The 15607-nt window shown below is 65.4% G+C and carries 16 protein-coding genes and 1 riboswitch; of the genes, 14 read left to right on the top strand and 2 right to left on the bottom strand.

The genetic code is table 11. From position 1 onward, the window contains the following. From AC1DS3_RS11020 to AC1DS3_RS10965, 12 genes are all read left to right on the top strand, one after another. Positions 1-946, top strand: a 946-nt coding sequence (locus AC1DS3_RS11020) for a branched-chain amino acid ABC transporter substrate-binding protein (protein ID WP_477127158.1), incomplete at its 5' end; no start/stop codon positions are given. 137 nt (positions 947-1083) lie between these two features. After that, a complete protein-coding gene (locus AC1DS3_RS11015) occupies positions 1084-2013 on the top strand; it encodes a branched-chain amino acid ABC transporter permease (RefSeq protein WP_477127157.1) in 930 nt (309 codons plus the stop codon). A gap of 85 nt (positions 2014-2098) precedes the next feature. Next, entirely contained in the window at positions 2099-3229 is a 1131-nt protein-coding gene (locus AC1DS3_RS11010; RefSeq protein WP_459374071.1) for a branched-chain amino acid ABC transporter permease, read from the top strand. Continuing rightward, entirely contained in the window at positions 3226-4011 is a 786-nt protein-coding gene (locus tag AC1DS3_RS11005) for an ABC transporter ATP-binding protein (RefSeq protein ID WP_416050112.1), read from the top strand. Before AC1DS3_RS11010 ends, AC1DS3_RS11005 begins: the two co-directional genes overlap by 4 nt. Beyond that, complete coding sequence (locus tag AC1DS3_RS11000) at positions 4008-4733, top strand: ABC transporter ATP-binding protein (RefSeq protein WP_441639207.1); 726 nt, start codon at positions 4008-4010, stop codon at positions 4731-4733. Before AC1DS3_RS11005 ends, AC1DS3_RS11000 begins: the two co-directional genes overlap by 4 nt. A 12-nt stretch (positions 4734-4745) precedes the next feature. Then, positions 4746-6035 (top strand): amidase, encoded by a 1290-nt coding sequence (locus AC1DS3_RS10995; RefSeq protein ID WP_441639206.1) that lies wholly within the window; start codon positions 4746-4748, stop codon positions 6033-6035. Between the two features lie 40 nt (positions 6036-6075). Then, positions 6076-7368 carry a M20 family metallo-hydrolase gene (locus AC1DS3_RS10990; protein WP_441639204.1) on the top strand — a complete coding sequence of 431 codons (1293 nt, stop codon included), beginning with the start codon at positions 6076-6078 and terminating at the stop codon, positions 7366-7368. Positions 7369-7459: 91 nt separating this feature from the next. Next, positions 7460-8044, top strand: a complete 585-nt coding sequence (locus AC1DS3_RS10985) for a helix-turn-helix domain-containing protein (RefSeq protein ID WP_441639263.1) — start codon at positions 7460-7462, stop codon at positions 8042-8044. Positions 8045-8155: 111 nt separating this feature from the next. Beyond that, positions 8156-8422: a type II toxin-antitoxin system ParD family antitoxin gene (locus AC1DS3_RS10980; RefSeq protein ID WP_441639202.1), complete on the top strand. Its 267-nt coding sequence runs from the start codon at positions 8156-8158 to the stop codon at positions 8420-8422. Beyond that, positions 8422-8724 carry a type II toxin-antitoxin system RelE/ParE family toxin gene (locus AC1DS3_RS10975; RefSeq protein WP_441639200.1) on the top strand — a complete coding sequence of 101 codons (303 nt, stop codon included), beginning with the start codon at positions 8422-8424 and terminating at the stop codon, positions 8722-8724. Before AC1DS3_RS10980 ends, AC1DS3_RS10975 begins: the two co-directional genes overlap by 1 nt. 62 nt (positions 8725-8786) lie before the next feature. Further along, positions 8787-8892: riboswitch (SAM-I-IV-variant riboswitch) on the top strand. Between the two features lie 28 nt (positions 8893-8920). Beyond that, positions 8921-10045: an ADP-ribosylglycohydrolase family protein gene (locus tag AC1DS3_RS10970; protein WP_477127156.1), complete on the top strand. Its 1125-nt coding sequence runs from the start codon at positions 8921-8923 to the stop codon at positions 10043-10045. A gap of 121 nt (positions 10046-10166) precedes the next feature. After that, positions 10167-11438, top strand: coding sequence for a DUF445 domain-containing protein (locus AC1DS3_RS10965; RefSeq protein ID WP_477127155.1), 1272 nt, complete (start codon positions 10167-10169; stop codon positions 11436-11438). A 36-nt stretch (positions 11439-11474) separates the two neighbouring features. Here AC1DS3_RS10965 and AC1DS3_RS10960 read toward each other — a convergent pair whose 3' ends face one another. After that, positions 11475-12770, bottom strand: coding sequence for a Zn-dependent hydrolase (locus tag AC1DS3_RS10960; RefSeq protein ID WP_441639194.1), 1296 nt, complete (start codon positions 12768-12770; stop codon positions 11475-11477). Positions 12771-12968: 198 nt separating this feature from the next. Here AC1DS3_RS10960 and AC1DS3_RS10955 point away from each other — a divergent pair, with 198 nt between their 5' ends. Next, positions 12969-13304 (top strand): nucleotide pyrophosphohydrolase, encoded by a 336-nt coding sequence (locus AC1DS3_RS10955; RefSeq protein WP_441639192.1) that lies wholly within the window; start codon positions 12969-12971, stop codon positions 13302-13304. A 40-nt stretch (positions 13305-13344) separates the two neighbouring features. Here the strand turns inward: AC1DS3_RS10955 and AC1DS3_RS10950 are convergent, their stop codons facing one another. Beyond that, positions 13345-13839 carry a hypothetical protein gene (locus AC1DS3_RS10950; protein WP_441639190.1) on the bottom strand — a complete coding sequence of 165 codons (495 nt, stop codon included), beginning with the start codon at positions 13837-13839 and terminating at the stop codon, positions 13345-13347. A gap of 271 nt (positions 13840-14110) precedes the next feature. Between AC1DS3_RS10950 and AC1DS3_RS10945 the strand changes: the two genes are divergently transcribed. Next, positions 14111-15592, top strand: coding sequence for a M81 family metallopeptidase (locus AC1DS3_RS10945; protein ID WP_477127154.1), 1482 nt, complete (start codon positions 14111-14113; stop codon positions 15590-15592). Positions 15593-15607 lie beyond the last annotated feature (15 nt).

Below are 15607 nucleotides of genomic sequence, written 5' to 3'. Positions count from 1 at the left end.
GGACGATGAGTGCCGCCCCAACGTGGGCGTGCAGGTGGCGACCAAGATTGCTGCCGACAAGAGCATCGTGGCGGGGGTGACGCATTTCTGCTCCGCCGTGGCGATGGGTACGGTTGGCGTGTACAACCGCTTTGGCATGCCGGCCGTGGTGTGGGGCGCCGTGTTGCCGGATGTCACTTACGGCAATAACTTCAAGGAGATCCATCGCGTCAACGGCACGATGATCAACCAGAGCGAGGTTGCGGCGAAGTTCATGACGGGCCTGGGCTACAAGAAGTGGGCGATCATCCATGACACCACGGATTACGGCAAAGGCCACAACAAGTACTTCAGCGAGTTCCTGAAAAAGGATGGCGGCACGGTGCTGGGTACGTTCGGCGTGACGGCCGACCAGCAGGATTTCACGACGGAGCTGACCAAGATCCGCGAGCTGAAGCCGGACGTTGTCTACTTTGGYGGCCTCACGCCGCTGGGCGTGCGTATCCGCACGCAGATGGAGAAGCTGGGCATCAAGGCGCAGTTCGAGGGAACGTCGGGCATCAAGTCCGATGCGTATATCCAGGGTACGGGCAAGGAGCAGGCCGAGGGCTCGCTGGCCTTTATCGAGGGCGCGCCGTGGGAGAAGCTGCCCGGCGGCTTGTTCTTCGCGGGCAAGTATTCGCAGCAGAAGTACAGCGATCCGCCTGAGGCGTATGGCCCGTTTGCGTTTGCCGCGGCCAACCTGATCATGGATGCGGTGGAGAAGGTGGGGCCGGATCGCAAGAAGGTGCGCGACACGCTCAATGCGACCAAGGATGCCGACACCATCATCGGCAAGGTGACGTTCGATGATCGTCGCCAGAACATCGTGCCGCTGGTGACCAAGTATGTGGTCGAGGATGGCAAGTGGGTGATCTGGGAGGACAGCACCTACGGCAAGGGCAAGAAGAAGCTCGCCGGCTTGTAAATCACCGAAGCGTTAAACCAGGAAAGCACGATCCCACGATCCGGCGATTCCACGGGCCCGCGACCGCAAGGCGCGGCGGCCCGTGGCCGAGTGCGCGTGGCGTCTGGCTTCTTGTCTGGATGGGGGAGGGGTACTCGATGAGTGTGATTGGCCAATACGTCTTCAACGGTTTGATGCTCGGCATGATCTATGCCATGGTCGCCGTGGGATTTACGCTGTTTTTCGGCGTGCTGGATGTGATCAAGTTCTCGCACGGCGATACGCTGATGGTCGGCGCGTTTGCTGGCCTGGCGGCGTCCACCGGCGTGCTGATGCTCGACATCCAGTCGCCCTGGATCCGCTTGCTGGYGGTGGTGCTGTGCGCGATCTGCGTGACCGGCCTGMTGGGCGCGGCGATTGCMAAATTCCTGATCCTGCCGCTGCGCAAGGCGGCACCGCTCAATACACTGCTGGCCACGCTGATGCTGGGCACGGTGATGCGCGAATCCGTGCGGCTGTTCTATCCCGACGGCGCCAACCCCAAGCCGTTCCCGGCGCTGCTGCCGACGGCTTCCATCGAGCTGGGCAGCTTGTCGCTGCGTGCCGATAACCTGATCCTGCTGGCTACCGGCATCGCCATCATCGTCGGCGTGCATCTGCTGATCACGCGTACCCGTTTCGGCATGGCGATCCGCGCGGTGGCGCAGGATGGCGAAACGGCGCGGCTGATGGGCATCAACTTCGAGGCGGTGGTGCTGCTGACATTCGCGCTGGGCTCGGGCATGGCCGCGCTGGCGGGCGTGATGAACGGGCTGTACTACAACGAGATCAACTTCAATGTGGGGCTGCTGCTTGGCGTGATCGGCTTTGCCGCGGCCATTCTCGGCGGGCTGGGGAACATCTACGGCGCCATCCTTGGCGGCTTCCTGTTTGCCGCGCTGCAGGTGCTTGGCAGCGCCACATTGCCTGCGCTGATTCCGGATATCCCGAGCGCGTACAAGGACGTCTTCGCCTTCGCCGTTGTCATCGTGCTGATGGCGTGGAAGCCGACCGGCCTGATCGCAGAAAAATCCAGTGAGCGGGTCTGACACCATGAACATCACGAATACCCCGAATACCCCGAATACCCCGAATACCCCGAAGAGTCACACATCAGCCAGGCGTCATCCCGCCGTGGTGCTGGCGCTGGCCGGCATCGCGCTGACCGTCTACATGTGGTTGTTCCTGCATGCGGAGTCGCAGCTCAGCGTGGCCATCTTGCTGGCCGTTGCCATCGCGACGGTCATTGCCGGCCGGAAGCTGGGCGCCAACCGCGCGCTCGAGGAGGCCGGCGCCAGCCGTCCGGGCCTGGCCCGCTTGTGGGCGGTGGGCGGCACGCTGGCGCTGATCGCCGCGTTCTACGATGCGCACTTCGCGCTGTTGATGATCTGCTCCGTGCTGCTGTACACCACGGCCTGCCTCGGCCTGACGCTGCAGTTTGGCTTCTCTGGCGTGGCCAACTTCGCGGGCGCGGCGTTCTTTGGCATTGGCAGCTATGCCACTGCGGTGATGGCCATGCACACCGGCATTCCGCACTTGCTGATCATCGTCATCTCGGGCGTGATCGCGGCGCTGGTCGGCTCGATGCTGATCACGCCGGTGTTGCGCACGCGGGGGCACTATGCTGCCTTGGTGACCATCGCCTTCGGCATCCTGTTCAAGACCTTCATCGAGGTCAACGATGTGCTGGGCGGGCCGCAGGGCCTGCAGGTGCCGGGCATGACCATCTTTGGTTACGCGCTGAACGACGGTTTTACGGTGGCGGGTGTCGACGTGTCGTTCTACGTCAGCTATGCCTTGATCAGCCTCGGCATCTGTGCCGGTGTCTTTGCAACGGTAAAGGCGCTGGAGCGCTCGTGGGTGGGATTGAGCATGGATGTGGTGCGCACGGACGAGACGGCCGCCGCCACCTTCGGCTTGCATATCGCGCGCTGGAAGGTCGTGGCTTTCATGCTGGGCAATTTCTTTGCGGGCATCGCGGGCAGCATGTACGGGATGATCACCGGCTTCGTGGCGCCGAACAACTTTACGTTCTCAGATTCGCTGCTGATGCTGTCGATCGTGATCCTGGGCGGGCTGGGCAATGCGGTCGGCCTGATTCCGGCGGCCATCATCGTGCTGGTGTTGCCGGAGAAGCTGCAGTTCATCCAGGAATACCGCTTTCTCTTCTACGCGGCGCTGGTGATCGCCATCCTGTTGTTCCGCCCCGACGGGCTGCTGCCGCGCAAGACGCGCTTGTTCTTTGGCCGGGAGACTTCGCGATGAGTGACAAGACCATGATTGAAGTCAAGGGCCTGACCATGCGGTTCGGCGGCCTGACCGCGCTGGACAGCCTGGACATGACAATCCGCGAGGGCGAGATCCTCGGGCTGCTGGGGCCCAACGGTTCGGGCAAGACTACCTTCTTCAATGTGCTGACCGGCCTGTACAAGGCGAGCAGCGGCACCATCACCTACAACGGCGAGAACGTCATCGGCAAGACGCCGCAGGACATCTACCGCAGCGGCGTGGCGCGGACCTTCCAGCGCTCGCGCTTGTCGTTGCCGCTCACGGTATTCGACAACATCGTCATCGGCGACTACCAGCACATGCAGCACGGGCTGGTGTTCAACCTGTTCCGGCGCAAGGCGTTTCGCGCGGAGTACGACGCCTATGTGGAGAAGGTGAAGGGGCTGCTGAATATCTTCAGCCCGCCGTTGGTGGCGCGGCTGTTCGAGCCCGTGGAGACCTTCACCATGATCGACCGCCGCCGCATCGAGGTGTGCCGCGCGCTGATGAGCCAGCCGCGCCTGCTGTTGCTCGATGAGCCTTCCGCCGGCATGACGCATGACGAAACGCATGCGCTGATGAGCGACATCCTGGATGTGCGCGGCAAGCTGCCGAACTTGTCGGTGGTGCTGATCGAGCATGAGATGAACGTGATCGAGCGCATTACCGACCGCTGCGTGGTGCTGAACTATGGCAAGAAGATCGCCGAGGGCACCTACACGGAAATCACCGCCGACGCCAATGTGCAGACCGCCTACCTTGGAGAGGAAGCCGCATGAGCACGCTCAATTCCCCCGGCACGCTCAGCGTGAAAGGGCTCACCACCGGGTATGACAAGGTCAACGTGCTGCATGACGTTTCCATCGACGTGGCCCCTGGCAAGATCACCTGCATCCTCGGCGCCAATGGCGCGGGCAAGAGCACGCTGATTCGCGCCATCCTCGGCCTCACGCCGCCGCGCCAGGGCCAGGTCTTGTGGGACGGCAAGGACCTGGCTGGCGAGAAGACGCACAACATCATCGCTACCGGCATCGCTTGCATCCCGGAGGGGCGCAAGATCTTTCCGCGCATGACGGTGGCGGAGAACCTGGCGCTGGGCGCATACCTGGAGGCGGATGCGGCGCGGGTGCGCGATCGCCTGGCCAAGGTCTACGATATCTTTCCGCGCCTGAAGGAGCGGGCGACGCAGCTGGCGGGGACGATGTCGGGCGGTGAGCAGGCGATGGTATCGATCGGCCGGGGCTTGATGGCGGAGCCGAAGCTGCTGGTGATCGATGAGCCGTCGCTCGGGCTGTCGCCGCTGTATGTGAAAGAGAACTTCAAGGTCATCAAGCAGATCAACGCACTGGGCATCACCGTGCTGCTGGTCGAGCAGAACGCGCGGCAGACGCTGGCCATTTCGCATTACGGCTACGTGCTGTCGCAAGGGCGCGTGGTGGCGCAGGGCACGGCCGAAGCGCTGGCCAGCAACGACGAAGTGCGCTCGGCGTATTTCGGCTGACGGAGAACAGGCATGCACGATTTCCTGGCACTGCCGGCGCGCGAGCTGGCGGCACGCATGGCGCGGCGCGAACTTAGCGTGCAGGCATTGGTACGCGCGTACATCGAGCGCATCGATGCTGCCGAGGCCGGCATTCTGGCCTGGCAGCATTTCAACGGGGCGCAGGCATTGCAGCAGGCGCGGTTGCTGGATGCGGGACCTGCCTTGGGCGCGTTGCATGGCTTGCCCATCGGCGTGAAGGACCTGATGGACACCGCCGACATGCCCACCACGTATGGCTCGCCGATCTACGCCGGGCATCGGCCCGTCATGGATGCCGCCTGCGTGGCGATGGCGCGCGCCGCGGGTGCGGTGGTCATGGGCAAGACCGTGACCACGGAGTTCGCTACTTTCCAGCCGGGTCCCACGCGCAACCCGCGCGCCCCCGCCGATGCCCCGCGCACGCCGGGCGGCTCGTCCAGCGGATCGGCGGCGGCGGTGGCTGCCGGCATGGTKCCGATCGCCTTCGGCACGCAGACTGCCGGCTCCATCATCCGTCCTGCTGCCTATTGCGGTGTGGTCGGCTACAAGCCGACCTATGGCACGCTGCCGTCGGCCGGCATCAAGTCGCTCGCGCCTAGCCTGGATACCGTGGGCGTGCTGGCGCGCTGCGTCGACGATGCTGCCTTTTTCATCGGCGCGATGGCGCGCCTCCCGCTCACGCCGCCGCAGACCGGGCAGGCGACGGCGTTGCGCGTTGGCATTTGCCGCACGCCGCATTGGGAGCGCGCGGATGATGACAGCCGGCGTGCGCTGGACTCGGCTGCGCGCTGGCTTGAGGGCCGTGGCGCCGTGTTGAGCGACCTGATGCTGCCCGCTGCATTCGACGACCTGACGCAGGCCCAGATCGACATCATGGCGTACGAAGCCGCAGCCGCCTTCGCGCCGGAAATGCGCGCGCGGCCCGATGGTCTCAGCAGCGGCTTTGCCGCGTTGCTGGCGGCAGGCCGTGGCATCGATGGCAGCCGCTTCTTTGCCGCGCAGGCGCTCGCCAGTTCCGCACGCAGGGCCTTCGAGCAGAGGTTCGAGTTCGTCGACGTCGTCCTCGCGCCGAGCGCGCCGGGCGAGGCCCCGGCCGGCCTGGGCGCGACGGGCGATCCCATGTTCAATCGCATGTGGACCCTGCTTGGCAATCCCTGCGTCCATGTGCCTACCGGCACGGGTGCGCACGGCATGCCGGTGGGCGTGACGCTGATTGGCCCGCACCGGGGCGATGCGCGCGTGCTTGCGGCTGCGCAGGCGCTTGAGCGCTGCGTGGCTTGAAGTGCGGTGATATGACCGATCCGAATCCGAGGAGAATCCATTGACTCAACAAGATCCACTGGCGCAGCACGCGGCAGAACAGGCGCAGGACCATGTCAATAGCGGCCGCTTGCAGGCGGCCATTGCCGCGCTGGCCGCTTTCGGCGGTCGGGACGATGGCGGTGTCTCCCGTGAAACGCTGACCGATATCGACCTTGCCGCGCGGCGCTACCTGATCGAGCGGGCGCGCGCGCTGGGCTGCGAGGTGAGCACGGACGATTGCGCCAACCTGTTTTTTCGCCGCGCTGGCACGGTGGATCTTCCGCCCGTGCTGACCGGCAGCCATGCTGACACGCAGCCGGTCGGGGGCAAGCTGGATGGCGCCTACGGCGTGCTGGCCGGGCTCGAAGTCATCGCGGCCCTCAATGATGCCGGCATCGAGACGCTGCGCCCGATCGAAGTGGTGGCCTGGACCAACGAGGAAGGCAGCCGCTTCGGGCCCGGGGCCATGGGGTCGAGCGCGTTTGTGGACCCGGCTTGCCTGCCCGCGTATCGCGCGTCGGTGGACGGCGCCAACATCCGCTTCGGCGATGCGCTGGACGCCGCGCTTGCCGCCACGGACGACGTGCCGCGCCGCCCGATGCAGCGGCCGATGTCGGCCTGCGTGGAGTTGCACATCGAGCAGGGCCCGGTGCTGGAGCGCGCGGCCGTGCCGCTGGGCGTGGTCACCGGCATCCAGAGCGTGCGGTGGTACCGCGTGGCATGCACCGGCGTGATGGCGCATGCGGGCACCACGCCCATGGACGAGCGCAGCGATGCCATGGCTACTGCCGTTGGCATTGCCCACCAGTTGTACGCCTACGCCGCTGCCGAGGCCGCCAGCCAGTTGCGGCTGACGCTGGGCCGCTGGCAGGTCGGCCCCAACTCAGTCAACACGATTCCGGGCAAGGTAGAATTCACGATCGATGTGCGCTGCGTGGACGAGGCCGTGCTGGCGCGTTTCGAGGCAACGCTGGATGCCGTGATTGAGCGGGCCCGGCCGCGCCAGGGCGGCATCACGTACCAATGTTTTTTCCGGCGCCCGCCAACGCACTTTCCCGCTGCCATGCTGAACCTGATCGAGCGGGCCTGTGCGCGGGCCAGCGAGCAGGCATCGCAGGGCAAGCCGCTGCACCTCACATCCGGCGCGTTCCACGATGCCATGTACCTGGCGGAGCATTGCCCCACGGCCATGATTTTTGTGCCCAGCAAAGGTGGGATCAGCCATAACGCAGCAGAGGAAACAGCGCCGCACGAACTATTCCTCGGGGCGCAGGCGCTGGCCTATACCGTGGCCGCGCTGGCGAACCAGTAACCTGGGTTCTCCTGGGTTCTGCATCTTCATCTTCAACTTGTCTTGCACGGAACGTGAATTGAAAGCCAAAAGCGCCCTGGCGGTTGACCAGATCGACTCAAAAGATCAAAGCGACCCGAACGACAAGAAGACGCCTGCCTCCAGCTTGGGCGTGCGGTTGCGCCATGCGCGCCTGGTGTCGGGCTACACGCTGCTGCAGCTGGCGCAGAAGGCTGGCTGCTCGGAAAGCCTGATCTCCAAGCTGGAGCGCGGCCTGGCCTCCCCGTCGTTCGCGATGCTGCACCGGCTCGCGGTTGCGCTCGACACCAATATCGCCGCGCTGACGAGCGAGGACAACCCCAGCGAAAGCCCCATCAAGCGCCAGGGCGAGCGCCCGGTCATCAAGGCCGGCGGCATCGCGCTGGAGCGCATTGTGCTGGCCAAGCGTGGTGGTTTGCTGCAGGCCAATATCCACATCGTGTCACCGGGCGAAGCCAGCGATGGGCAGATCGAGCATGTCGGCGAGGAAGTCGGCTATGTGCTTGAAGGCACGCTTGAGCTGACGCTGGGCGATATGAGCTACACAGTTGGCGTGGGCGATGCGTTCACGTTCCCGAGCAGCGTGCCGCACGGTTACCGTAACGCCGGCACCGGCGTGGCACGGGTTTTGTGGGTCAACTCACCGGCGACCTTCTGATTGCCTGCTGACAGGTAACTCAAAAGCACATTTATCAGGTTGGCGAACGCACATTGACGACTCCGGCTCAGCCTGATGTAATAACTGTTGTTAACAGTTAGGAGCGCCAAAATGCCAACCAGCGTTGCCCTTGGCAGTCACTTCGAGACCTTCATTCGTGAGCAGGTGCAAAGCGGACGCTTCAACAATCTCAGCGAGGTCGTGCGCGCTGGTCTGCGATTGCTTGAGCAGCAGGAGCAGCGCAACCAGTTGGAACTGGAAGCACTGCGCGCTGAGATCGCAGCGGGCAAATCGAGCGGCGAGCCTAAGCCTGCTGAAGATGTCTTTGCCAGGCTCGAGACCAAGTATCGGTCCGCCGATAAAAGCAAGCATCGCTGATGCGGCTCACGATTACGCCGCTGGCCGAAATGGACCTGGAAGCCATTGCAGACTACATCGCAGCGGACAACCTTGAGCGTGCGCTGACCTTCATCGTGGAACTGCGTGAGCAATGCCGACGGATCGCGGGGAATGCTCAGGGATATCGCCGCCGAACTGAGCTGGGTAGTGACATCCGCTCTTGCGCCTATGGCAACTACGTGATTTTCTTCTCGGCTAGCCATGACGAAGTGACGGTTATTCGTGTCCTTCACGGTGCCCGCGATATGCCGACACTCTTTGGTTCCGGCGATGCCGTGTAGTTTCCGCCGGCTGAACCTGCTTCCCCCGCCCTTGACACCCCCCAACCCCCCATGTTCCAATCCGCCCACATTCTGATTTGGGTCGACGCCCAAGCCAACCTGCCTTCCCGGGCAAGGTGGATCGCGAAAGCGGATGTGGCTCCTTGAGGAGCAACCAAACGGGCCATGCGTCGACCCTCCTTGCACGGAGGGTTTTTTGTTTTCTGCTTCGGTCATGGATCGCGAGATCACACGCAGCCGCTTCCAGGGCTGCCTGCTGGGCGGCGCCGTTGGCGACGCACTGGGCGCTCCCGTGGAGTTCCTGTCGCTCGCGGAGATCCGCGAGCGCTTTGGCAAAGACGGCATCACCGGCTACGCCCCGGCCTACGGCGGCGTTGGCACCATCACCGATGACACGCAGATGACGTTGTTCACGGCGGAGGGCTTGCTGCGGGCGTGGGTGGGCGAGGTGAGCGGGGGCATCGGCAGTGTGCCTGGCGCGGCCTCGCGCGCTTATCTGCGCTGGTTGCTGACGCAGGGGATCCAGCCGGCGTTTCATCGCGATGTGCTGTCGGACAAGCCGGGATGGCTTTACCAGCAGGCGGCACTGCACAGCCGGCGCGCGCCGGGAAACACCTGTTTGTCGGCGCTGGAGGCCATGCTCAAGCTGGGAGAGCCCGCGCGCAACGACAGCAAGGGCTGCGGGGGCGTGATGCGTGTGGCGCCGGCTGGCCTGTTTGTGTGGCGGCGCGCCGGGCAGCGATCGCCTCAGGACGCCTTTGCCCTGGGTACGGAGCTGGCCGCGCTTACCCATGGACATCCAAGCGGGTCGCTGACGGGCGGTGTGCTGGCGGTGTTGATCCGCGAGCTGGCCGACGGTGCTGCGCTGCCTGATGCTTTGTCGAGCGCCAAGGCGTGCCTGTCCAAGCAGCCGGATCACGAGCAGACGCTGCTGGCCATCCTGCATGCGCAGGCGCTGGCCGACTCTGATGTGGCCTCGGATGACGCCATCGCGCGCCTGGGCGAGGGCTGGGTGGCGGAGGAGGCGTTGGCGATCTCCATATACTGCTCGCTGGTCGCACGTGATTTCCGTCACGGCGTTGTGCTGGCGGTGAATCATGATGGCGACTCGGATTCAACCGGCGCCATCACGGGAAACCTGCTGGGCACGTTGCTTGGCGTGGAGGCCATTGCGCCGGAGTGGCTGGCGCCGTTGGAGCTGCGCGAAGTGATCACCGAGCTGGCCGACGACCTGAGCGTGTTCCCCGAGTGGGACTTGGGCATCGACCCGGCAGACGAGGCGCTGGTTCAGCGGATCTGGACGAAGTATCCTGGGCTTTGAGTCTTGGGCGCTACGCCTGCACCGTTTGATAGCCGATAGTAGGACCGGACATTGCCATGTCCGGAATGCGATTTATGATGGAGATCCCATCTCCAAGCCCAGCAGCAGGGCCCGGTACCCCATGCATCAGGAAGAAGAACTCAGGGTCGCAAAGCGCAAGGCATTGGCCTTGCTGCTGTTCGCGTTTGCCGTTTTCGTCACCACTGTTTTCCTGCCGCGCGCGCCCTTGACGGATGGCGTGCGGGCGGCGGCGGAGGCGGCGCTGGTTGGCGGGCTGGCGGACTGGTTTGCCGTGGCGGCGCTGTTCCGGCGGATTCCGTTGCCGGGCTTTGCGCGCCACACCAACATCATCATCCGCAAGCGGGACGATATTGCGGATGGCCTGGYGGTGTTCGTGAAGGAGAAGTTCCTGGACGTGCAGTCCGTGGTTGCGCTGATCGAGCGGCACAATCCGGCGCTGGTGGTCACCCGCTGGCTGGAGTCGCCCGCCAACGCGCGGCAGATCGGCGATATGGTGGTGAAGTTCGCGAGCGGCATGCTGGATGTGATGGATGAGCGCAACATCCAGTCACTGCTGAAGCGGGCGGTGGATACGATGATCGACAAGGTCGATCTGTCGGAGTCCGCGGCGACGATCCTCGACAGCCTGACCAGGAACGATCGGCACCAGGCGCTGCTCGATGAGACGATCGCGCAGTTGATCGCCTTGCTGAACGAGCCGCCCGCCCGCGCTTTCATCTCGGAGCGGATCGTGGAATGGCTGAAGAGCGATCACCCCAGGAAGGAGCGGCTGCTTCCCACCGAGTGGATCGGGAGCAATGGCGCTGACCTGATTTCCGCGGCGCTGAGCCGCGTGCTGACCCAGATCGAGGGCGACGCCAATCACGCGCTGCGCAAGCGCTTCGATGCGGCCGTGCAGCGTTTGATTCAACGGCTGAAGCACGATGCCGCGTTCCACGCCAAGGCCGAGGCGCTGAAGGCGCACCTGAAGCAGGATGGGGCGCTGAACGCCTATGTCGGCGGGCTTTGGGCCGAGTGGCGCGATGGGTTCAAGCGCGACCTGGCGCGCGAGGATTCCGCCACGCACCGCAAGGTGGCGGCGGCGGGCCAGTGGATCGGCGCGGAGCTGGCGCGCAACGCGTCCCTGCGCGCATCGCTCAACGATCATCTGCGCGACGCGGCGCGCAACATGGCGCCGGACTTTGCGGAGTTCATCACGCGGCATATCAGCAACACCATCCGCAGCTGGGATGCGCGCGACATGTCCCGGCAGATCGAGCTGAACGTGGGCAAGGACCTGCAGTACATCCGCATGAACGGCACGGTGGTCGGCGGGCTGATCGGCGCGGCGCTGTACCTGATCGCGCAACTGCCGGCGTGGCTCGCCCGCTAGGCGTCTGCTTTGCGTTGCCTTGCCAGTCGGAGCCGGTCAAGGCCGGTTGGCCAGCCGGAGCACCACTTGCAGCAGGATCTGCGCGCCATTGACCAGGTCGTCCGGCTCGGTGTACTCGCGCACGTCGTGGCTCAGGCCCTTGACGCTGGGCACGAAGATCATGCCGGTCGGGCACAGGTGCGCCAGCATCTGCGCGTCGTGCCCGGCGCCGCTGGGCATGCGCATATGGCTAAGGCCCAGCGAGGCGGTCTCTTGCTCGATCAGGTCGATGACCATGGGGTGGAACGCCACCGGCTCCAGGTGCGCCAGCATGCGGTAGCTCAGGCTGAGGATCTCTGCCTGGCAGGTCTGCTCGGCAAAGGCCAGCACCTCGGCTTCGGCCTGGGCGAGCAGTTGGTCATCGGTGTTGCGCAAGTCGACGGTGAAGGTGGCGCGCTCGGGGATGACGTTGATCATGTTGGGCTCGAAGCGCATGGCGCCCACCGTGCCGAGCTGGCTGTCGCCGTAGCGCAGTGCCAGGTCGTGCACGAAATTGGCGATGCGCATGGCGGCGTAGCCGGCGTCGTGCCGCAGGTCCATGGGCGTGGTGCCGGCGCTGTTGGACATGCCGTCGATCCTGAACTCCGTCCAGGAGATGCCTTGGATGCTCTCCACCACGCCGATGCGCAGGTCGCGCAGATCCAGCGCCGGGCCCTGCTCGATGTGCAGCTCGACAAAGCTGTCCACGCGCGGCGCACCCACCGGGGCTTGCCCGCTGTAGCCGATGCGCTGCAGCTCGGCGCCGACGGTGGTGCCGTCGATGCTGGTGGCCGCTAGCGCGTCTGCCAGGGGCAGGCCGCCTGCGTAGACCAGCGAGCCCATCATGTCGGGCTGGAAGCGCACGCCGGTGGCATTGGTAAAGAAGGCCACGGCAATCGGGCGGCGCGTGCGCAGGCCTGCATCGCGCAGCGTGGCGATCACTTCCAGGCCGGCCAGCACGCCATAGCTGCCATCGTAGCGGCCGCCGGTGCGCACGGTATCGATATGCGAGCCGATCATCACGGGGGGCAGGTCCTCGGTGCCGGCGTAGCTGGCCACGCCGTTGCCGATGGCGTCGATCGTCACCACCATGCCAAGCGCCTGCATGCGCGCAACCGTCCAGTCCCGGCCGAGCTCGTCGGCATTGGTCAGCGCCAGGCGGCGCACGCCGCCGCCTTCAATGGCACCAAGCCGCGCCAGATCGTCCAGGCTTTGCAGCAGGCGCTCCGGGTGGACGCGCGGCGTGCGTGGGGTGTGCTTTGCTTCTGTTACCTGTGCTGCCTGTGCTGCCTGCTGTGGGTGTTGCGCGGTCATGCGTGTTTCTGGGTCCAATCGGAATGCGTGGAATGCGTGGAATGCGTCCACTATGAAACGATGGTCTCGCGTTTCGGTGCACATAAGGTGCAAATGAGGTGCCCATGAAACGCATGTTTCTCTGCTCGTTGTGCGTCGCGGGCCGCTTGCATTCGTGGTTCAATAGGCGCGGTGCTTATTTTTTTGCAGTGAACCATCATGACCCTGATTGACATCAAGACGCTCCAGGAAGCGGCCGCCGCATTTGGCGAGGCCCGCGGCTGGGGCAAGTATCACAGCCCCAAGAACCTGGCCATGGCGCTGAGCGTGGAAGTGGCCGAGCTGGTCGAGATCTTCCAGTGGAAGACGGAGGAGGAGGCGCGCGGCATCATGTCCACGGACGAGCGCGCGCACGTGGAGCAGGAACTGGCGGACATCACGATCTACCTGGCGCAGTTGCTGACCGCGCTCGATGTTGACCTGAACGCGGCGGTGAAGGCCAAGATGGCGATGAATGCGGTGAAGTATCCGGCCAAGACGGGCGGCGCGGATTGAAGTAAGGGGCGCCGGGCCAGCGGCGCCACCTGCGAGGCCTTCAGCGCGCCGGCGCGCCCTTCTGCCCGCCAAGCCGCGGATTGGGATATTCGCAGCCCAGCTCGACCCGGCCCTTGTACTCGCGGGCCACGATCCACGCGCCGCGCGCGCTCTCGCGGGCCAGGCCCCGGCCGGCCACGCCGCGCAGGCCGAGCTGGCTGGCCACGGCGTTGACGTCGGTGGCGCTGGTGATGCCATAGGCCGTGTAGTTGCCGAGCTGGTAGTCGCCGAAGCGCACGTCCGTGGTGGGCAGGCCGGCAACGCTGACGGGCTTGGGGGTGCGATACACGGCGGAGGCGAAGCCGCTCAGTTCGTCGTTCTTGCTCCACCCGGGCAGCCCGCCATCTTCCAGGGCGTCGACATAGGCGGCCACGCCGCTGGCTTCGCCCTTGCAGTCGAGCAGTGCGGCTAGCGGCGGCAGGTTGGCCGCGTGGGAGATGGCGGGGCCGCCGATGGCCAGCAGGATAGCGCCCAGGCGCAGCAGTTGCTTCTTCATTGTTATTGTTCCGAGGTTGAGATTGGCGCGATATTGTCCGTCATGGCGGCATCATCGTGTCCAGCACGGCTGCACGCCGCGCGATGGAATTCCGGTGCCCCTCTTTCTCACCGTTCCATCCCGGGCCACATGCCGGTAGACTTTGGCCGTTGCATTGAGGCCATGCCAGTCATATTGTCGCCGATGCCGCCGATGCCGCATCGCTGGTCCCCATCCCCCCGTTCCGGCCGGACATTCCCGGCCGCTTCCATGCTGGAGCCCCCGCACCGCCATGAAGATCCTGATCGCACGACTKAACCACGAAACCAATACCTTCTCGCCGGTGGCGACGCCGCTGTCGTCCTTTCATCCGCACTACGGCGAGGACGCGTATCGGGCGAGCAAAGGCACGCGCACGGCCATCGGCGCCTTTATCGACCTGGCCGAGGCGGCCGGCGCGGAGCTGGTGGTGCCGGTCACGGCCRGCGCCAACCCGAGCGGACGCGTCGCGGCCGATGCATATGCGGCCTTGTGCGATGCCATCGTGAAGGCGGCGCCCGGGTGCGATGCCGTGATGCTCGACCTGCACGGCGCCATGGTCGCGCAGAACAGCGACGACGGCGAGGGTGAGTTGCTGGCGCGCCTGCGCGAAGTGCTGCCGCACGCGCCGATTGCCGTGGCGCTGGACCTGCACGGCAACGTGACGCAGGCCATGATCGATCACGCGGACATCGCGGTCAGCTTCAAGACCTATCCGCACGTGGACATGTACGAGACCGGCGAGCACGCCGGCCGCCTGCTGATGCGCATGCTCCAGCAAAAGGCGCGGCCCGCGCTGGCCTGGCGGCGCCTGCCGATGGTCACGCACACACTGCGCAGCAATACCGGCGAAGGCGCGATGCAGCGCGCGGTGGCGGCGGCCAGGCAGGCGGAGGCCGACGGCATGCTGGCAGTGTCGGTGCTGGCCGGCTTCGGGCTGGCGGATATCGCGGCACCTTGCCTGAGCGTGCTGGTCGTGGCCGACGGCAGCCAGGCCGCGGCGCAGGCGGCGGCCGACAAGCTTGCCGCGCAGATCTGGGCGGAGCGCGCCGGCTTTGTCTATGAGAGCGAGCCGCTGGCTGAATCGATCGCGCGCGCCGCGCAGCTGGCCGCGCAGGGCGGCAACGGGCCGGTGCTGTTGCTGGATCACGGCGACAACTGCATGTCGGGCGGCACCTGCGACGATATGGAAGTCCTGCGCGAGGCCTTGCGGCAAGGCTTGTCCGGCATTGCCGTTGGGCCGGTGTGCGACCCGCAGGCCGTAGCCGCGATGATCGCGGCCGGCGTGGATGCCAGCGTGACGTTGCCGGTGGGCAACAAGGTGCCGCTGACCCAGCTTGGCATCTACCCGACGCCGCTGACCCTGACGGGCCGGGTGGCCGCCATCAGCAATGGCGAATACGTGATCAGTGGTCCGACCTACACCGGCGCGCGCATCCGCATGGGCCGCACAGTGCTGCTCGATATCGGCGCGGCGCAGGTGGTGGTGACCGAGACCCCGCAGGAGCACTGGGACCTGGGCATCTTTACCCATATCGGCGTGGATCCCCTGGCGCAGCGTTTCCTGTTGCTGAAGTCGCGCATGTACTGCCGGCCGGTGTTCGTGCCGATAGCAAAGGCGGTGGTGGAGTGTGATGGCGGTGGCGTGACGAGTTCGCGCTATGCGCAGTTCCCGTTTGAGCGTCTGACGCGGCCGGTGTATCCGCTGGACGCGGACGTGACCTTGGGCGGTTAGCTAGCGGCCTGACCC

The organism is Cupriavidus sp. 01L46, assembly GCF_056399905.1.
The sequence above is the reverse complement of the archived record's forward strand: the minus strand, read 5'-3'. Positions and strand labels throughout refer to the sequence as shown.